Consider the following 15,807-nt stretch of genomic DNA (forward strand, 5'->3'; position numbering starts at 1 on the left):
TGGTTTACCCACTGCTGTTACTATATTTCACCCAACTGAGAACCGCTATAGTTACTGCGGTTTATCTTCTTAATTATGCAAAAAACAAAGAGCATCTACTACAGATGCTTTGTAATATCCGCAGGAATCTAGCGTCAAACGGGCGTTTTGTTGCCATGACGATTAATCCGAGTTTCTCTTGGAAGAAATCAAATACGACAAAGTATGGACTTACCGTACTCAAACAAGAACCTCTATCAGAAGGCTTTTATTCGGAAGCTGAACTTCACACAAATCCACCATTTATTCTTAAATACTTTGGATTGAGTCAATCTATTTATGAATGGGCTGTAACAGAAGCTGGGTTTAAGAAGTTTTCATGGCATACTATAGAAATTCCAAAGCAAGCAATAGAACAGTACACAGAAGATTACTGGCAAGATTTTTTAGATAATTGCTTAATCATAGGTCTAAGTTGTGAGAATTAACCTGATTTTTCATGGGAAGTTCTCATCTTAGTACTTTGTCACATCAACTTTAAATGAAAATCAAGATTTAGGAGTAGTCACGCCCCTTCTCTACAGGACGCTGCACGTAGCTTGCTTCCCCGCAGGGGTACGGGGAAGTCAAAAGTCAAAAGTCAAAAGCAACCCCACCAGTCGCTGTATCCTTTTGACAAATGTGCAATTACTTTAACCTCTCACGAATGCAATAGAGAGTGAGTATCAGCCTTCATGCGTAGGCTAGCAAGAACCGCAGGCATCGCACTCGATTACGATCAACATTCCTATATACAATTATTTACATTCCCAGTACATTCAAAATCGTGTTCAATGTGTCGCTCAACGATGTGCTAGCGAGAATCGAGTTGGGTAGTACCTATGGTGTAAGCCTATAGTTTAGCTACCTTGCTAACTAAATAATCTAGAATCATATTAGGGTGCTTATGGCACTAGTAACAGCAGTATTTCCGATCGTCGCGCTCTGTTATCAAATAGCGCAATTTTAATTTCTTTCTAGAAAGAGAAATATATCTTTATCAATGGTTTAGATTAGCGATTATGAACCTTAAAAACATATCCCCAAATTTTCCCCGTCGTCAAATCCTCAAAACTGCTCTCACTTTTGTGACTGGTTTAACCACGACATCACTGTTATCTTTTTTGATGACCAAATCTATAAAGCCAGCACAAGCAATTGTTGTACAACGACCAAATGAATTTGAACTTGAGGGTAAAGGTACTTCTATCAAGTATTCAATGGTCAATGGAGTTCCACAACTTGATTACAAAACTAAAAATAATTCTGAGCATTTCAGTGGCGATCAAATTCAGACATTAGCTACTGATATCGGTACACTACTGACGATAATTATTAGCAGACCACCAAACCCTGATTTGGGAGGAAAGATAGTTAAACTGAGCTTACTCATACCAAGTATCAACCTACCTATTGGGACTCGAGAAACTCCTGTTCAAACCGAAGCCATTTTAACTACTGAAAGAACATCAGGAGTTATTCGTACTCCCTTGTTTGGACAATTACAGTCATATCAAATTATAGTACTCACCGGAACCGCTAGATACCGCTAGATACGGTCTAATTTCTGAAATTAATTCTTTAGGAAAACAAATTATCAATTATCCCTTGACTAAGATTTCCTATTTGTGAAAAATCCAAGAACAGATCCCAAGTCTGTTATCTATCTAAGTAATGCTTCTTTTTAACACTGCTCTGGTGCAACTCCAGAGCATATTTATCTTGTACGCACCAAATTGATGCCACACAACAGTTGTAGTTCAAATTTTAGCAGCGATCGCTTTCTCTCTTCTTCTTCCTTCGTGCCCTTTGCGTCCTTCTCCCTTGGCGCTAGCCTCTCCCTTTGGGAGAAGGGGAGACGCTAACGCGAATGCGGTTCGATACTTATGTCCCGTCATATCTAAAGTGAAAAATAGAGCGTAGGCGTAGCCCATCGTAGACATCGCATATCCATTTTGAGTACAAAACTCAAAACTTGAACTTCAAAGGCTCAAATAGCGATACCTAACGGCAGGCACTGTTTTTTAATATTTATATACAAATGGTATTTTTACCTCAAACAGAGAAGATTTTTCCATGAGACAAAGCTAGAATAAAAATAAACTTCACAAGCTGTTTATGCAATGGGCTAATTTTATAGCCAAAGAAGCTGCTACGAATGGCTTACCTCTAGAGCAAACGGCAGCTTTTGTAAAATATTTTCAGACAGAAAACTTAGGTAAAAGTAAAGCTAAACTTGCCAGGGAATTAAACGTTGATATTGCTGCTTTCACAAAGTGGGTGGGTGAGGTATATGACAAGTTTGCCCAGAATAATCCTGAGTTAGCGACTTTCAACAATCGAGACAAACTAGAAAAGTTACAAGCTTATCTGAGCGCAAAATATAATAGCGAATTGGATGTCCTCAAACCATTAGCGGCGATGAAATTATTAAAATCGCTAGTGGTTCGGGAACGACTGCAACAAGAAGCTAGGGTTGCCAGAAGAATTTGTAAATTTTTGGGATATTTACCTTTAGCGTTAGAGTTAGTGGGACGATATCTAAATAAAATACCAGATTTGTCTCTGGAAACACTGCTGAAGCGGCTAGAGAAGAAACGAGTGGAACATGAACCAGTAGTCAATGCTAACTCATTGATGCTTGATGAATACGGTGTAGCTGAAGTTTTTGAATTGAGTTGGGAAGAGTTGGATGAAAATGCCCAAAGCTTTGGCTGTTTGCTAAGTTTGTGTGCTTTAGCTGACATTCCCCTATCTATTGAGACAATAGAAGATGACAAAAAACAAGAACTCAACGAGAAAGCCATAGCCGATTTACTAAAGTTGCATTTGCTACAACAGAAAAGTAAAGAAATTTATCGTCTAAATCCACAGATTCGGCAACTTTTGCGAATGAAGTTGGATAAGTCAAGTGAAGCGGATGAAGCAAAAACTAAATTTGCAGCCATGATGTTAGAGGTAGCAAAGCTAATTCCGCAACAGCTTAACCCTGAAGACATTCTCAACATCACTCCACATATCCCGCATATTACAGAAGTTGCAACCCACCTATCTGAATATCTGGGCGATGAAAATCTAATCACTCTATTTACCAAATTAGCCTGGTTTTATCAAGCTCAAGGACTTTATCAGCAAGCAGAATCTTGGTTGCAACGGTGTGTAGAACTAACTCAAAATCGTCTTGGTTTAGAACATAGCGATGTTGCCACTAGTCTGAACAATTTAGCATTACTCTACGAATCTACAGGACGCTACAGCGAAGCCGAACCCTTGCTTGAGCAAACTTTAGCACTGAGAAAGCGCCTGCTAGGAGAAGAACATACCGATGTCGCCACTAGCCTGAGCTATTTAGGATTAATCTACGAATCTACAGGACGCTATAGCGAAGCCGAACCTTTGTATCAGCAAGCTTTAGAACTGTGGAAACGCCTAGTGGGAGAAGAACATCCCCATGTTGCCACGAGTCTGAATAATTTAGGAGCATTGTACTGTTATACAAAACGCTACAATGAAGCTGAACCCTTACTCAAGCAAGCATTAAAACTGAGAAAATGCCTGCTGGGAGATAACCATCCCGATGTTGCCACCAGCCTGAACAATTTAGCACAACTTTACGAATCTACAGGAAGTTACAAGCAAGCCGAACCTTTGTATCAACAAGCTTTAGAACTCAGTAAACGCCTGCTGGGAAATAACCATCCCGATGTCGCCATTAGCCTGAACAATCTAGCAGCACTTTACCGTTATACAAAACGCTACAGGAAAGCCAAACCCTTATTTGAGAAAGCTTTGAAAATTTGTGAACGGAGTTTAGGTATAAGTCATCCGACAACTATGACGGTTCGGGCAAATTATGCCAGCTTTTTAAGAGAAGCATATCATTAGCGATCGCTGTGCGTAATTCGTAATTCGTAATTCGTAATTCGTTAAAAAAATATCCCCTTCTCCACTAGCGAAGAAGGGGTTATGATTTACTTACATCCTAAAGATTTGCGAGTCTCCACACCAGTTTTAGAATTCACACCACTTGCCTTAACACAAAGCTTTTTCACTTGTATTCCATCTAAAATTGCATTTGTAAAATCAGTACCTGTGATATCCACGCCATCAAAAGTAGAACGCAACATCATTGCATCAGTCAACACAGCATCACTTAAATCAGCATCCTTAAACCTTGTTAGATAGGCTATGCCTTCACTAAAATCAGCACCATGCAGATTTACTCCCTCCAATACGCTACTGTTAAATACGCCACCACGTAAGTCAGCATTGCTAAAATTAGCATTTTCTAATTTGAGATTGGTAAACTCAGTACCAATTAAGCTTTGACCAGAGTAATCCTTGCTCTTAAGTTCATCATTACCCACAGAACGGCTAATACTGGAAGAACTTGCAGCTTGCGCCGATAGGGGAAACAAAAAAAGAACCATCGCTAAGACAAAGCTAGTTAAGAGTTGCCAATATTTCATAATCTCTTCTTAATAAATCTCAACACTTTCACCATTAACTATTAAACCTTACAGAAGGGGACAAGGGAGTGAAGAAGGGAATAGAGTGCAGGTTACAGAGTAGAGATTATTCCCTATCACCTGTCCTTTGTCACCTCTTCCCTAATCTCTCGTAGGATGATAGATGTTGAGGTGCGATCGCAATAATTACCTGTGGCTAATCAAGAAGACAACGCCCAATCTCTGGCGCGAACCCATTTATATCAACTGGGTGTAGAACTCAAAGCACGCCTTACCAGCTTTGGCGGCTGGGAAATGCCCGTGCAATTTAGTGGAATTAGCCGCGAACACGAGGCTGTAAGAAATACAGCCGGAATGTTCGATATTTCCCACATGGGCAAATTTACTTTCCAAGGTAAAAACCTGATTTCCCAACTCCAGCCACTAGTGCCTTCCGACTTGAGTCGTTTGCAACCTGGCCAAGCACAATACACCGTATTGTTAAATCCCCAAGCCGGAATTATTGACGACATCATTGTTTATTATCAAGGTGAAGACACCACTGGTATACAAAAGGCATTTATCATAGTCAATGCAGCAACTTCTGGTAAAGATAAAGCATGGCTATTGCAACACCTTGACCTAGATAAATTACAATTCCAAGACCTTTCACCAGATAAAGTCTTAATTGCCGTGCAAGGGCCAAAAGCGATTAAATATCTCCAGCCATTAGTGCAAGAAGACTTACAACCAATTAAAGCCTTCGGACATTTAGAAGCAACCCTACTAGGTAAACCTGCCTTTTTGGCCCGCACAGGTTACACCGGAGAAGATGGTTTTGAGGTGATGGTAGACCCAAATGTGGGAGTAGAATTGTGGCAAACTCTCCATAAAAATGGTGTTATCCCCTGTGGACTCGGTGCGAGAGACACTCTGCGGCTAGAAGCAGCAATGGCACTTTACGGACAAGATATCGATGACATCACCACACCCTTAGAAGCAGGTTTGGGGTGGCTAGTTCATTTAGATACTAAAGGCGATTTTATTGGTCGGGAAGTTTTAGCACAACAAAAAGCCACTGGAGTGCAGCGCCGATTGGTAGGTTTGCAAACCCAAGGACGCAACATAGCCCGTCACGGCTATCAAGTGTTATCCGCAGGTAAAGTTGTGGGAGAAGTTACTAGTGGTACTTTGTCACCTACACTTGGTTATCCCATTGCCTTAGCTTACATTTCCACCCAGCTAGCAACTGTCGGTCAGCAGCTAGAAGTCGAAATTCGTGGTAAAGCTTATCCAGCAGTTGTAGTTAAACGTCCCTTTTATCGGTCAAAAAATCGTGTTATCAACTGATAAGCGCCGAGGTTTTTGAGGAATAATGTGTTGTGAGTTATTCAATTTACACTAAGGTTCATTACCAGATATGACTTGGATGACTGTTAGGGAAATAATTTTTTTGATAAGGGAGAGGAAGTGATATGTCTTTTGAATATCCTCAAGATTTCAGATACCTGGATTCTCATGAATACGTGCGAATCGATGGTGAAATTGCCACCATTGGCATTACTGAGTTTGCCGTACATGAATTGGGTGATATCGTCTTTTTGGAACTGCCAGAAATTGGCGATGCTCTTACCAGAGGAGAAAACTTTGGCACAATTGAATCAGTGAAAGCCGTTGAAGAACTGAATTCACCAGTAACAGGCACTGTTATAGAACGCAACGAAGCTTTAATTAATTCTCCCGAAGAAGTGTCAGAAGACCCCTATGGGGAAGGGTGGTTTTTGAAAGTGCGCGTCAATGACCCTGGCGAAGTTGAGGATGCCTTGACAGCAGATGAGTATCGCGCCCAAGTAGAAGGGGAGTAGGAGTGCTGAGTGCTGAGTACTGAGTGCTGAGTGGGGGCGTGGAAGAGTAAGGAAGTAGGTGAGTGGAGGAGGTAATTAACAATTACTCTTATTCACCTATCCAATATCTTCCGAATCCCCAGTCCCCAGCCCCCAGTTTAAGAGTATTTATTGCAAAATATGAAATAGTACCATCTGGAGAGTAATTTGTGGTATTAAACGCCCCTATTCTCAAGTCTAATGAGCAGCAAGTGCTGGACGAAAAAAGTCAAAAGTTAAGTAGTTTTGTGCCAAGACACATTGGCCCTAACTCCGATGACATCCAGCAAATGCTTAAGGTATTGGGGTTTCCCAGTCTGGATGCTCTAATCGACCAAACAGTTCCACAGGCAATTCGGCTGAAGCAACCGCTAAAGTTACCAGAAGCAGAAAGTGAGTATGCAGCACTGGCATCGTTAAAAAAAGTTGCTGCCAAAAATCAGGTTTTCCGTTCATACATTGGTATGGGCTATTACGACAGTATTACCCCACCTGTGATTGGGCGTAATATTCTAGAAAACCCCGGTTGGTATACTGCCTACACTCCTTATCAGCCAGAAATTGCCCAAGGGCGATTAGAAGCGCTGCTAAATTTTCAAACTCTGATTATTGACCTCACAGGTTTAGAAATTGCCAATGCTTCGTTACTTGATGAAGCCACAGCCGCCGCTGAAGCGATGAGTCTAAGCTATGGTGTTTGTAAAAATCACGCAGATGCCTACTTTGTCTCTAGTGACTGCCATCCTCAAACTATCGACGTGTTGCAAACACGCGCTCAACCATTAGGGATTAAGATTATTGTTGGCGATCATCAAACATTTGATTTTGATCAACCAATTTTTGGGGCTGTTCTGCAATACCCTGCAAGTGATGGCACTATTTACGACTACCGCGCTTTTATAGAAAAAGCCCATGCTAAGGGTGCATTGGTGACGGTAGCAGCAGATCCTTTAAGTCTAACTTTACTGACCCCTCCTGGGGAATTTGGCGCTGATATTGCTGTAGGAAGCACTCAGCGATTCGGTATTCCTTTGGGGTTTGGGGGGCCTCATGCGGCATACTTTGCGACGAAGGAAGAGTATAAACGGCTGGTTCCGGGGCGAATTGTGGGTGTATCAAAAGATGCTCAAGGTAAGCCTGCATTGCGTCTCGCCTTGCAAACCCGCGAACAACACATCCGCCGCGAAAAAGCTACTAGTAATATCTGTACTGCACAGGTATTGCTGGCGGTGATGGCGAGTATGTACGCCGTATATCATGGCCCTGCTGGACTGAAGCAAATTGCCGAAAATATCCATTCTTTGACGGTGTTATTGGCTGAAGGACTGAAGCGTTTGGGTTACAGCATCAGTTCCAAAGATTTCTTTGATACGCTGCGAGTAGAACTGGGAAGACGCAATTTAAAAGATATTCTGACAGTTAGCGAACAACTTCAAATTAACCTACGGGTTTTTGATGCCACTACTGTTGGTATTTCGTTGGATGAAACAACTACACCAGAAGACTTAATCGACCTCTGGCAGATTTTCGCTGGTACAGATGATTTACCCTTCACTTTAGAAGAATTAACTTCTGACTCATGCTCTCATCTTCCTCTCTCGCGTACAAGTACATATCTCACCCACCCAGTTTTTAACCGCTATCACTCAGAAACTGAGTTGTTGCGCTATCTGCACAGGCTAGAAAGCAAGGACTTGTCGCTAACAACATCGATGATTCCTTTGGGTTCTTGCACAATGAAGTTGAATGCAACAGCTGAGATGATTCCGGTAAGTTGGGAGGAATTTGGCAAGATTCATCCATTTGCCCCTGCATCCCAAACTCAAGGTTATCAAATCCTGTTTAAGCAACTTGAGACATGGTTAGCTGAAATTACTGGGTTTGCGGGAATTTCTCTGCAACCAAATGCTGGTTCTCAGGGCGAATATGCTGGACTTTTAGTAATTCGTCAATATCACGAAAATCGTGGCGAAGGACACCGAAATGTTTGTTTGATTCCCACCTCTGCACACGGGACAAACCCTGCGAGTGCAGTAATGTGCGGCATGAAGGTGGTGGCAGTCGCCTGTGACTCACAAGGTAATATTGACGTTGATGACCTGAAGGCTAAGGCAGAAAAACACAGCAATGAACTCGCCGCCTTGATGGTGACATATCCTTCAACTCACGGTGTCTTTGAGGAACCGATTCAGGAAATCTGCGCTGTTGTCCATAGTCACGGCGGACAAGTTTACATGGATGGGGCAAATATGAACGCCCAAGTGGGAATTTGCCGTCCTGGAGATATTGGCGCGGATGTCTGCCATTTAAATTTGCACAAAACCTTCTGTATTCCGCATGGTGGTGGTGGCCCTGGTATGGGGCCTATTGGCGTTGCATCTCATCTCGTGCCTTTTCTGCCCGGACATCCTGTTGTGACTATTGACAACTCAACTCAGCACTCAGCACGGGCTAAACGCCCCGCTACCGCTAACAGCACTCAGCACTCTAATATTGGTGCTGTGGCAGCTGCACCTTGGGGTAGTGCTAGTATCTTGGTGATTTCTTGGATGTACATTGCCATGATGGGTACAGCAGGTTTAACCCAAGCAACTAAGGTGGCAATTCTCAACGCTAACTACATCGCCAAGAAACTGGAATCGTACTATCCGGTTCTGTATCAGGGGAAAAATGGTCTAGTTGCCCATGAATGTATTTTAGATTTGCGATCGCTCAAAAAATCAGCTGCGATCGAAATTGATGATGTAGCCAAGCGTCTCATAGATTATGGTTTCCATGCGCCGACTGTCTCCTGGCCTGTAGGGGGTACAATCATGGTGGAACCTACAGAAAGTGAATCTAAACAAGAGTTGGATCGTTTCTGTGATGCGTTGATTTCTATTCGCCAAGAGATTGCCGAAATAGAAGTTGGCAAGGTGGATGCCCAAGATAATGTTTTGAAGAACGCACCCCACACCGCCGAAAGTCTCATCGCTGGAGAATGGCAACATCCTTATTCTCGCGAACAAGCTGCCTATCCTGCACCTTGGACTCGTGAGTATAAATTCTGGCCTGCTGTTGGTCGCATTGACTCAGCTTTTGGCGATCGGAATTTTGTTTGTTCTTGTCTGCCAATGGATGCTTATTAAACTGAAGTGAAGAGTTAGGAGTTAGAAATTAAAACTTCTAACTCCCGCCTTCGATAAACACTGATGATTTAACTATTTCTATCTGTGATTGTCTGGTTGTGATACCTGGGAATTAAACGATTAGGCTTGTTGTATTTCTGGACGACCATCTTCAACTACAAATGAAGCCCGCTTACTAAGCGTGCCATTCGGGGTTGTGACGTTTGATAAAACTAGATAATCTGTCTTGCAGGTTGTGGGAGTCAGCGCACAACGAACATACCCCCGTTGACCGTTAAAGAATTTAATGTGTGGATTATCGGGTAAGTAAGCTTCAACATTTGGGCTGGTATCTGCCCCATCTCCACCGGAAGTTATTGAGGTACAGACGAATTCACTCCCGACCGCAGCAGATTTTGGGTTATTAAAGTCAGCCTTTAAATTCATTGCCCAGTTGGAATGGATATCGCCTGACAAGACTACTGGATTAGATGGCTTGCGCTGTTCTAAAAAACGCATCAGGCGATCGCGGGAAGCCACATAACCATCCCACTTATCCATGCTGTAAGTTTCGCCTTCCCCTGGTTTTGTATCTATCTGAGCAACTACAACTTGCTGGGCTAAAACGTTCCACTTAGCCTGTGAGCTATCTAAACCATCATATAGCCAATTTTCCTGACGCTTACCAGTAATCGTTGCATTCGGATCTTCTCCACAAGGACGTTCGTTAGTGCCATCACCACAGGGCTGATCGGTGCGATATTGGCGGGTATCTAGGACATGGAAGGTGGCTAAGTTACCAAAGGAGAGCCGACGGAAAAGTTGCATATCGGGGCCAACGGGACGCGAGAAGGGGCGCAGTGGCATGTGTTCGTAGTAAGCCTGATAGGCAGCAGCCCTTCGTTGAAGGAAGATTGCCCGATTTTGATCTGGTTCAGTATCAACTTCCGAAATGTCGTTGGCGTAGTTGTTTTCTACTTCGTGGTCATCCCACGTGACAATCCAGGGAAAGGCTGCATGAGCTGCTTGCAGATTGGTATCGGTTTTATAGAGGGCGTGACGGTTGCGGTAATCTTCCAAGGTGAGAATTTCGGCACTGTTGTGCTTTCTGGGGCGATTGTTTGATATTCCTCCTTCATAGATGTAGTCTCCAACATGCACTACTAAGCTGAGATCATCTTGGGCAATATATTTGTAGGCAGTATAGTATCCCTGCTCATAGTGCTGACAGGAGACAAGGGCAAAGTTTAATTTATTTAAGTAGCCACCTGCTAAAGGAGCTGTACGAGTGCGACCAATGGGGCTAGCGTCTTGGCCGACAAGAAACCGATACCAGTACCAAGTATCAGATTGCAGTCCTTCTACCACAACTCGAACAGAGTGAGCTAGTTGTGGAGTTGCAAGTACCGTACCTCTGGAGACAATACGCCTCATATCAGGATCGGTTGCTACTTCCCAGCGAATTGGCACATTAGCAGGTGGCATTCCACCTCCGTTTAAGGGTTCAGGAGCGAGACGAGTCCAAATCACTACGCTGGTAGGATAGGGATCGCCCGACGCTACACCCAAAGTGAAAGGATAATTGGAAAATCTGCTTGTGGCGATCGCTCTTTGAGGAGAAAATTGGTTAGCGATCGCCAAACCAGACAATGCTCCTGCCCCCATAATTAAGTTGCGTCGTTTGATTCGACTGTGCAGGAACTGCTCAAAATTCCGGTAATTTACCATTCTCTACTCCTGGCTAACAGGTAAGTTAAAGTACAGCAACAGCTAACACAAAGAAGGCAGGGTAATCTTAGGAAAACTTCGTAACTAATTCCCTTAGCAAAATCAGATTTTAATTTCCAATTTTTGATTCTGCTATCAATGTGTTAGATATTGTTTTCCTACAGAAAATCCTACTAATAAGAGATTAATCCTGGGCAAAGAAAGCGTTAATATCAACTTAACCAAGGTTAGATTTTAACCTTTTTCATTGATGCTACCTTTCTCTTCATCATCCAGCCAAGGCTACAAGTAAAAAGAGCGCCAACTAAAGGTGTAGGTTCAGGTACTTGTCTATAAGAAACTGTACCTGATATAAGTTCAGCATCTGGAGAAGTTTTAGAGTAAATTGTAAAATCCTCACCAATAATTTCATAACTTCTAGAACTGGAAGGATTAGCTTTATCATTGAACTGATAATCTAACGCAAAATATTGTTTTCCTGTTAAAGATGTGCTTGAAAATATCAGAGGAAAATCTGGGTAGTTGGCATCATCTTTTTGCGTGTAAACGGTAGAGTCACCATCAAATTTAAAAGAAAGTGACTTAATGGCAGCTTCGGGATTATAGTCATTGCTGAAAGTTGAGTCATCAAAGCTAAAAAAGCCATTTCCCTTAGTTACTGGGCTATCAACTGTGAAAGCGTAATTCAGAATTGCAGCAGATGCAGATTTTGCATCTACGGTAGCAAAACCTAAAGTAAGAGTAGCAGCAGCAATCAATAGTTTTGGAACCAATTTCATCTCTGTTTTCCTCACCATAAACTTCTCTAAGCAATGCACTACAAGCTATAAAAATAACTTGTTCCTAACTTCCTTATTTTCCAAATGGATATTCATAACTGGTTAGAACAGTGATGAAATCAATGATTTGTTTCTTTTTCTTGACAAAGAGACAAATCTCCAATTATTTTGAGACACTCGATTTTAGAATTACAAGTTTAAGCGGACTTTAATCAAAGGTAAAAATAAAATTTAATTTAAGTTTGCCAATGAAAAAGTTAGCCGATAAGCGCAGGACAAACGCATCTAAATATTGCTCGGCCTGAATAAGAGTGGAATTCAGCAAGACTGCAATCAGATATGACTTTCAGGAAATTAAATGTTCACTTTTATCGCAATGACAATCATTATGAGAGGGAGGAGAAGTTAGAGTAAACCATCGTTTGGCTGTCAAAGAAGGGAGCAACGTGATTTTGTAAGATCAGGGTTAAATTATCAATTACATCACTAAATTATCAATAAACAGGTTTTGTTGTTGCGATCGCTACGTGTACCGGAGGTAATCGCATCCCAAAATAGCCTATTTGCATTTTTAGTTTTCACCAAAACAGTGCTGAGTAAAAAGTAAAATTAATTGCACTCAGCATATAGGGTCTGAGAGCAACTAAATTTATTTATGAAAAAAATAAAAATATTTTTTTTGAGACACTCATGCTGAGAAAAAATACGTCCTTGTTTCAATCCCCTAGTTTTAACTATGGGGTTATACTCAGCACTCTAAGCCGAGGTACTCAGCACTACTAAAACTTAGCCTTAACTGAATTGTATTGCCTCTAATTCTTCTCTTAGAGATAAAGGCTGATACCCCAATGCAAAAGCTTTGGAACTATCCAAAGAAACATCTGCTGGTCTAGGTGCTGCCATTTTTACATCTTGTTGTCGGCAGGATTTGAGTCCGGTGGCGGGAAATTGAAATACTTCTACTAATATCTGTCCAAAATCATAACGAGAAATCCGCTCTTGGCCACCTAAGTGAATGATGCCATTAACTTTTTCTAATGCTAATAAAAGTCCTTTGGCAGCGGTTGTTCCACTTACTGGTGTGCGAAATTCATCTATAAATAAACTTAATTCTTTTTCGGCTTGTAAAGTTTGAATAAATGGCTGAATAAAGCTTTTAGCTGTGGGTGTTGCTGCACCAAACATCAACGGCATTCGACACACTGCGGTCATGGGATATCTTTCTAGCATATCTGTTTCTGCGATCGCTTTTTGCTCACCGTAAAGATTGACAGGACACACGGCATCTGTTTCTCGATATGGAGCATTTAAGCCATCAAAAACCAAGTCAGTTGAGGTAAAAGCAAAAGGAATTGAATTATCAGCACAAAGTCCGGCAATATTGCAGGATGCTATAACATTAATTGCGTGCGATTCTTCGGGGTGGTTTTGACAAAAATTTGGTTGCGAATGTGCAGCAGTATGAATAACTGCTTCTGGTTTGACATCATTAAAAATGCGTTTCAATTCCTGAAAGTTTGTTAGGTTCGCTTTTAATATTTTCATACCAGGAATCTCTAAAAGATGGGATAAATAAGTGCCATAAATCTCCCATTCTTGTTTTGCAAGCTGGCAAAGATGCCATCCTAAAAAACCGCTGGCTCCGGTGATTAACAATTTTTTCATATTTAATCGTAAAGCGCTCAAGAAAAAATGCTTGCTATAACAATACCTTAGCCAATTTACGAGGCTTGGGAATAGGGTTTAGCTGAGTGAATACAACCTAAAGAGGTGAGTGAGTTTGTGGAAAATCTTGGTCAATAAAATAGGCTCAGGTTTTTGAGGAAGGATTTTGATCATTATCTGTAAGGTATGCCGAGGACTCCGATTTGATTTCTGAAAACATACTGAGACTGAAAAGCCCGTTTTATCAGCAGGGCGAACGCACGGTATTTCTGAAACCCTTGCTGAACAAGGATATTGACGAAAAAATAGGCTAAATTTAAAAACGCCGAAACCCTTGCTATTAAAGGATTCTTATACTTTAGATGCGTTTGCCCTGGTTTTATCAGGGTTTTATCTGAAATCTTGTTCAGAAATCAGATATGAGTCCTATAGAACAATTTTGCTACTGACAAAAGGACTTTTCAAACACTTCCATTACTGCTTACAGGCGTAATACTTACGATATTTATGACTCACTTACTCTACCAAAACTTCAAAAGTTTTAATTGGCTTTACCGAATCTTCTTCAAAACTTCATTTATCTTTAACAGATATGTCAAACTAATAACAGTTTATTAAGGAATAGGGTCAAAGTAATTAGTCGAATTTTATCTTACAAAACTCTACTACATCGGGCCTATCTATTCACACTCTTTTTTTGGCGAAGGTATTGTATAACAGTCCTAAATCATTTATAAAAATCAATTAACCGCAGAGGAATAGACTTCCGTGGGCGGGTTTACTACGCCAGATCAGTCCGCACAACGGGGGAAAAATACGCAAGCGGCTAGGCTCGACTTGAGGAAAGTGTCCATCGTGCAGAGAGAGGAACCGGAGATTTTGACGAATCATTTAGGATTGCTATACAGCAAGTTTATATTCTACACTGAGTGGTAGTTAAAAAATGCTATTGAAGTAATTCTTGAAACTGCTTTTGACTACGCACTTTGCCAAAGTCTGGGTCAGTTTTTGCTAATTTCTTGTATTTATCAGGAACAAGCTTGATTGCTTTATCTAAGTTCTCAATTGCTAATTCTACATTGCTCTGTAAAGCATAAGAGCAAGCTTTGTTGTAATATGCTTGGTGTAAATCTTGCTTGATGGCGATCGCTCTATCATAAGATGCAATCGCATCTTTGTAGCGGTGCAGCTTTGTCAGAGCAATGCCTCGGTTAATTAAGGCTTCATATTTGTCGGGTTTGATCGCGATCGCTCTATTATAAGATGCAAGAGCGTCTTGGTAGCGTTGCAACGATGTTAGGGCGATGCCACGATTGTACCAAGCTTCATATTTGTCGGGTTTGATCGCGATCGCTCTATTATATGATGCAAGAGCGTCTTGGTAGCGTTGCAACGATGTTAAGGCGATGCCACGGTTAATCCAAGCTTCAGGATTCTCAACTTTGATGGCGATCGCTTTATCATAAGCTTTTATGGCATCTTCATAATTTTGTCTATCTAATAAATTATTACCTTGATGAAAGAAATCTTCTGCTTTTTGCATAGCCTTCGCTTCTACGAAAAGTTGGGTTACATTGCTTTCTTGGACAACCTGTGTAGTATTTTCTGCCGATGAGTTTGCCCCACCACTACAGCCAAATGCCAAGAAAGCTATCAAGCCAGATGCAACGAAGCAGTGCCGAAAAACCATGCTGTACCTACAAAAATTATTAGATGATGTTAAAATTTGTCAGTTTTTTGAGTATTATCAAAATACACTAATTTTTACCCATTAATTTACTTATATTTCTTTTCAGAAAGAGTCTTGTTGAAGATGCATAAAACTTTATTAAAATAAAGCGTGTATGATACTATCATATTAAACACACATAAAGCAATCGCTTAGAACCTACTTTACTTAAAAAATAATTATTTGTGTTGCTATATATATTGCGTAGCTGTTACCCATCGTAAACATCGCACTTGTGTAGTAATTTACCCTGATGAAAAGCTTCTTCAATCCGCCAATGCCGACGGTATAAATCAGCCAGGATCACAGGAGTGAGGACAGAAGTAATCTCAGAATCGCTAGTTTTTCTAACTTTTATCTCTATTAATTAGTTTTAGTTTTTCTTAAAATAAAACTGAAAGTCAACTATACATTATTGATAAATCGTAGAAACAATTTATATTAAATATA

General features: G+C 41.1%; 11 protein-coding genes and 1 pseudogene. 6 read left to right on the forward strand and 6 right to left on the reverse strand.

Translation table 11 applies throughout. The features are described 5' to 3' along the window. A pseudogene (locus tag ACFE93_RS04610) lies at window positions 1-467 on the forward strand (hypothetical protein); the annotation flags it as partial. Window positions 468-1,040: 573 nt separating this feature from the next. Then, a complete protein-coding gene (locus tag ACFE93_RS04615) occupies window positions 1,041-1,571 on the forward strand; it encodes a hypothetical protein (protein WP_375472223.1) in 531 nt (176 codons plus the stop codon). Window positions 1,572-1,778: 207 nt separating this feature from the next. Here ACFE93_RS04615 and ACFE93_RS04620 read toward each other — a convergent pair whose 3' ends face one another. Beyond that, a complete protein-coding gene (locus ACFE93_RS04620) occupies window positions 1,779-1,961 on the reverse strand; it encodes a hypothetical protein (RefSeq protein ID WP_375472224.1) in 183 nt (60 codons plus the stop codon). Window positions 1,962-2,136: 175 nt separating this feature from the next. Here ACFE93_RS04620 and ACFE93_RS04625 point away from each other — a divergent pair, with 175 nt between their 5' ends. Continuing rightward, window positions 2,137-3,903, forward strand: coding sequence for a tetratricopeptide repeat protein (locus tag ACFE93_RS04625; RefSeq protein ID WP_375472225.1), 1,767 nt, complete (start codon window positions 2,137-2,139; stop codon window positions 3,901-3,903). Between the two features lie 86 nt (window positions 3,904-3,989). Here the strand turns inward: ACFE93_RS04625 and ACFE93_RS04630 are convergent, their stop codons facing one another. After that, window positions 3,990-4,487 carry a pentapeptide repeat-containing protein gene (locus ACFE93_RS04630; protein ID WP_375472226.1) on the reverse strand — a complete coding sequence of 166 codons (498 nt, stop codon included), beginning with the start codon at window positions 4,485-4,487 and terminating at the stop codon, window positions 3,990-3,992. Between the two features lie 192 nt (window positions 4,488-4,679). Between ACFE93_RS04630 and gcvT the strand changes: the two genes are divergently transcribed. From gcvT to gcvP, 3 genes are all read left to right on the forward strand, one after another. Beyond that, window positions 4,680-5,816, forward strand: coding sequence for a glycine cleavage system aminomethyltransferase GcvT (gene gcvT / locus ACFE93_RS04635; protein ID WP_375472227.1), 1,137 nt, complete (start codon window positions 4,680-4,682; stop codon window positions 5,814-5,816). Window positions 5,817-5,941: 125 nt separating this feature from the next. Next, window positions 5,942-6,331 (forward strand): glycine cleavage system protein GcvH, encoded by a 390-nt coding sequence (gene gcvH, locus ACFE93_RS04640; RefSeq protein WP_069072677.1) that lies wholly within the window; start codon window positions 5,942-5,944, stop codon window positions 6,329-6,331. 188 nt (window positions 6,332-6,519) lie between these two features. Then, entirely contained in the window at window positions 6,520-9,477 is a 2,958-nt protein-coding gene (gene gcvP, locus ACFE93_RS04645) for an aminomethyl-transferring glycine dehydrogenase (protein WP_375472228.1), read from the forward strand. A gap of 120 nt (window positions 9,478-9,597) precedes the next feature. On the opposite strand, the gene ACFE93_RS04650 is transcribed toward gcvP, so the two are convergent. The 4 genes from ACFE93_RS04650 to ACFE93_RS04665 form a co-directional block, all read right to left on the reverse strand. Beyond that, window positions 9,598-11,184, reverse strand: a complete 1,587-nt coding sequence (locus ACFE93_RS04650) for an alkaline phosphatase D family protein (RefSeq protein ID WP_375472229.1) — start codon at window positions 11,182-11,184, stop codon at window positions 9,598-9,600. A 227-nt stretch (window positions 11,185-11,411) separates the two neighbouring features. After that, window positions 11,412-11,963 (reverse strand): PEP-CTERM sorting domain-containing protein, encoded by a 552-nt coding sequence (locus ACFE93_RS04655; RefSeq protein WP_375472230.1) that lies wholly within the window; start codon window positions 11,961-11,963, stop codon window positions 11,412-11,414. Between the two features lie 792 nt (window positions 11,964-12,755). Continuing rightward, complete coding sequence (locus ACFE93_RS04660; RefSeq protein WP_375472231.1) at window positions 12,756-13,628, reverse strand: SDR family oxidoreductase; 873 nt, start codon at window positions 13,626-13,628, stop codon at window positions 12,756-12,758. Window positions 13,629-14,574: 946 nt separating this feature from the next. Next, entirely contained in the window at window positions 14,575-15,318 is a 744-nt protein-coding gene (locus ACFE93_RS04665; protein ID WP_375472232.1) for a tetratricopeptide repeat protein, read from the reverse strand. Window positions 15,319-15,807 lie beyond the last annotated feature (489 nt).

Source organism: uncultured Nostoc sp. (assembly GCF_964247315.1).
In the GTDB taxonomy this organism is placed as follows: domain Bacteria; phylum Cyanobacteriota; class Cyanobacteriia; order Cyanobacteriales; family Nostocaceae; genus Nostoc.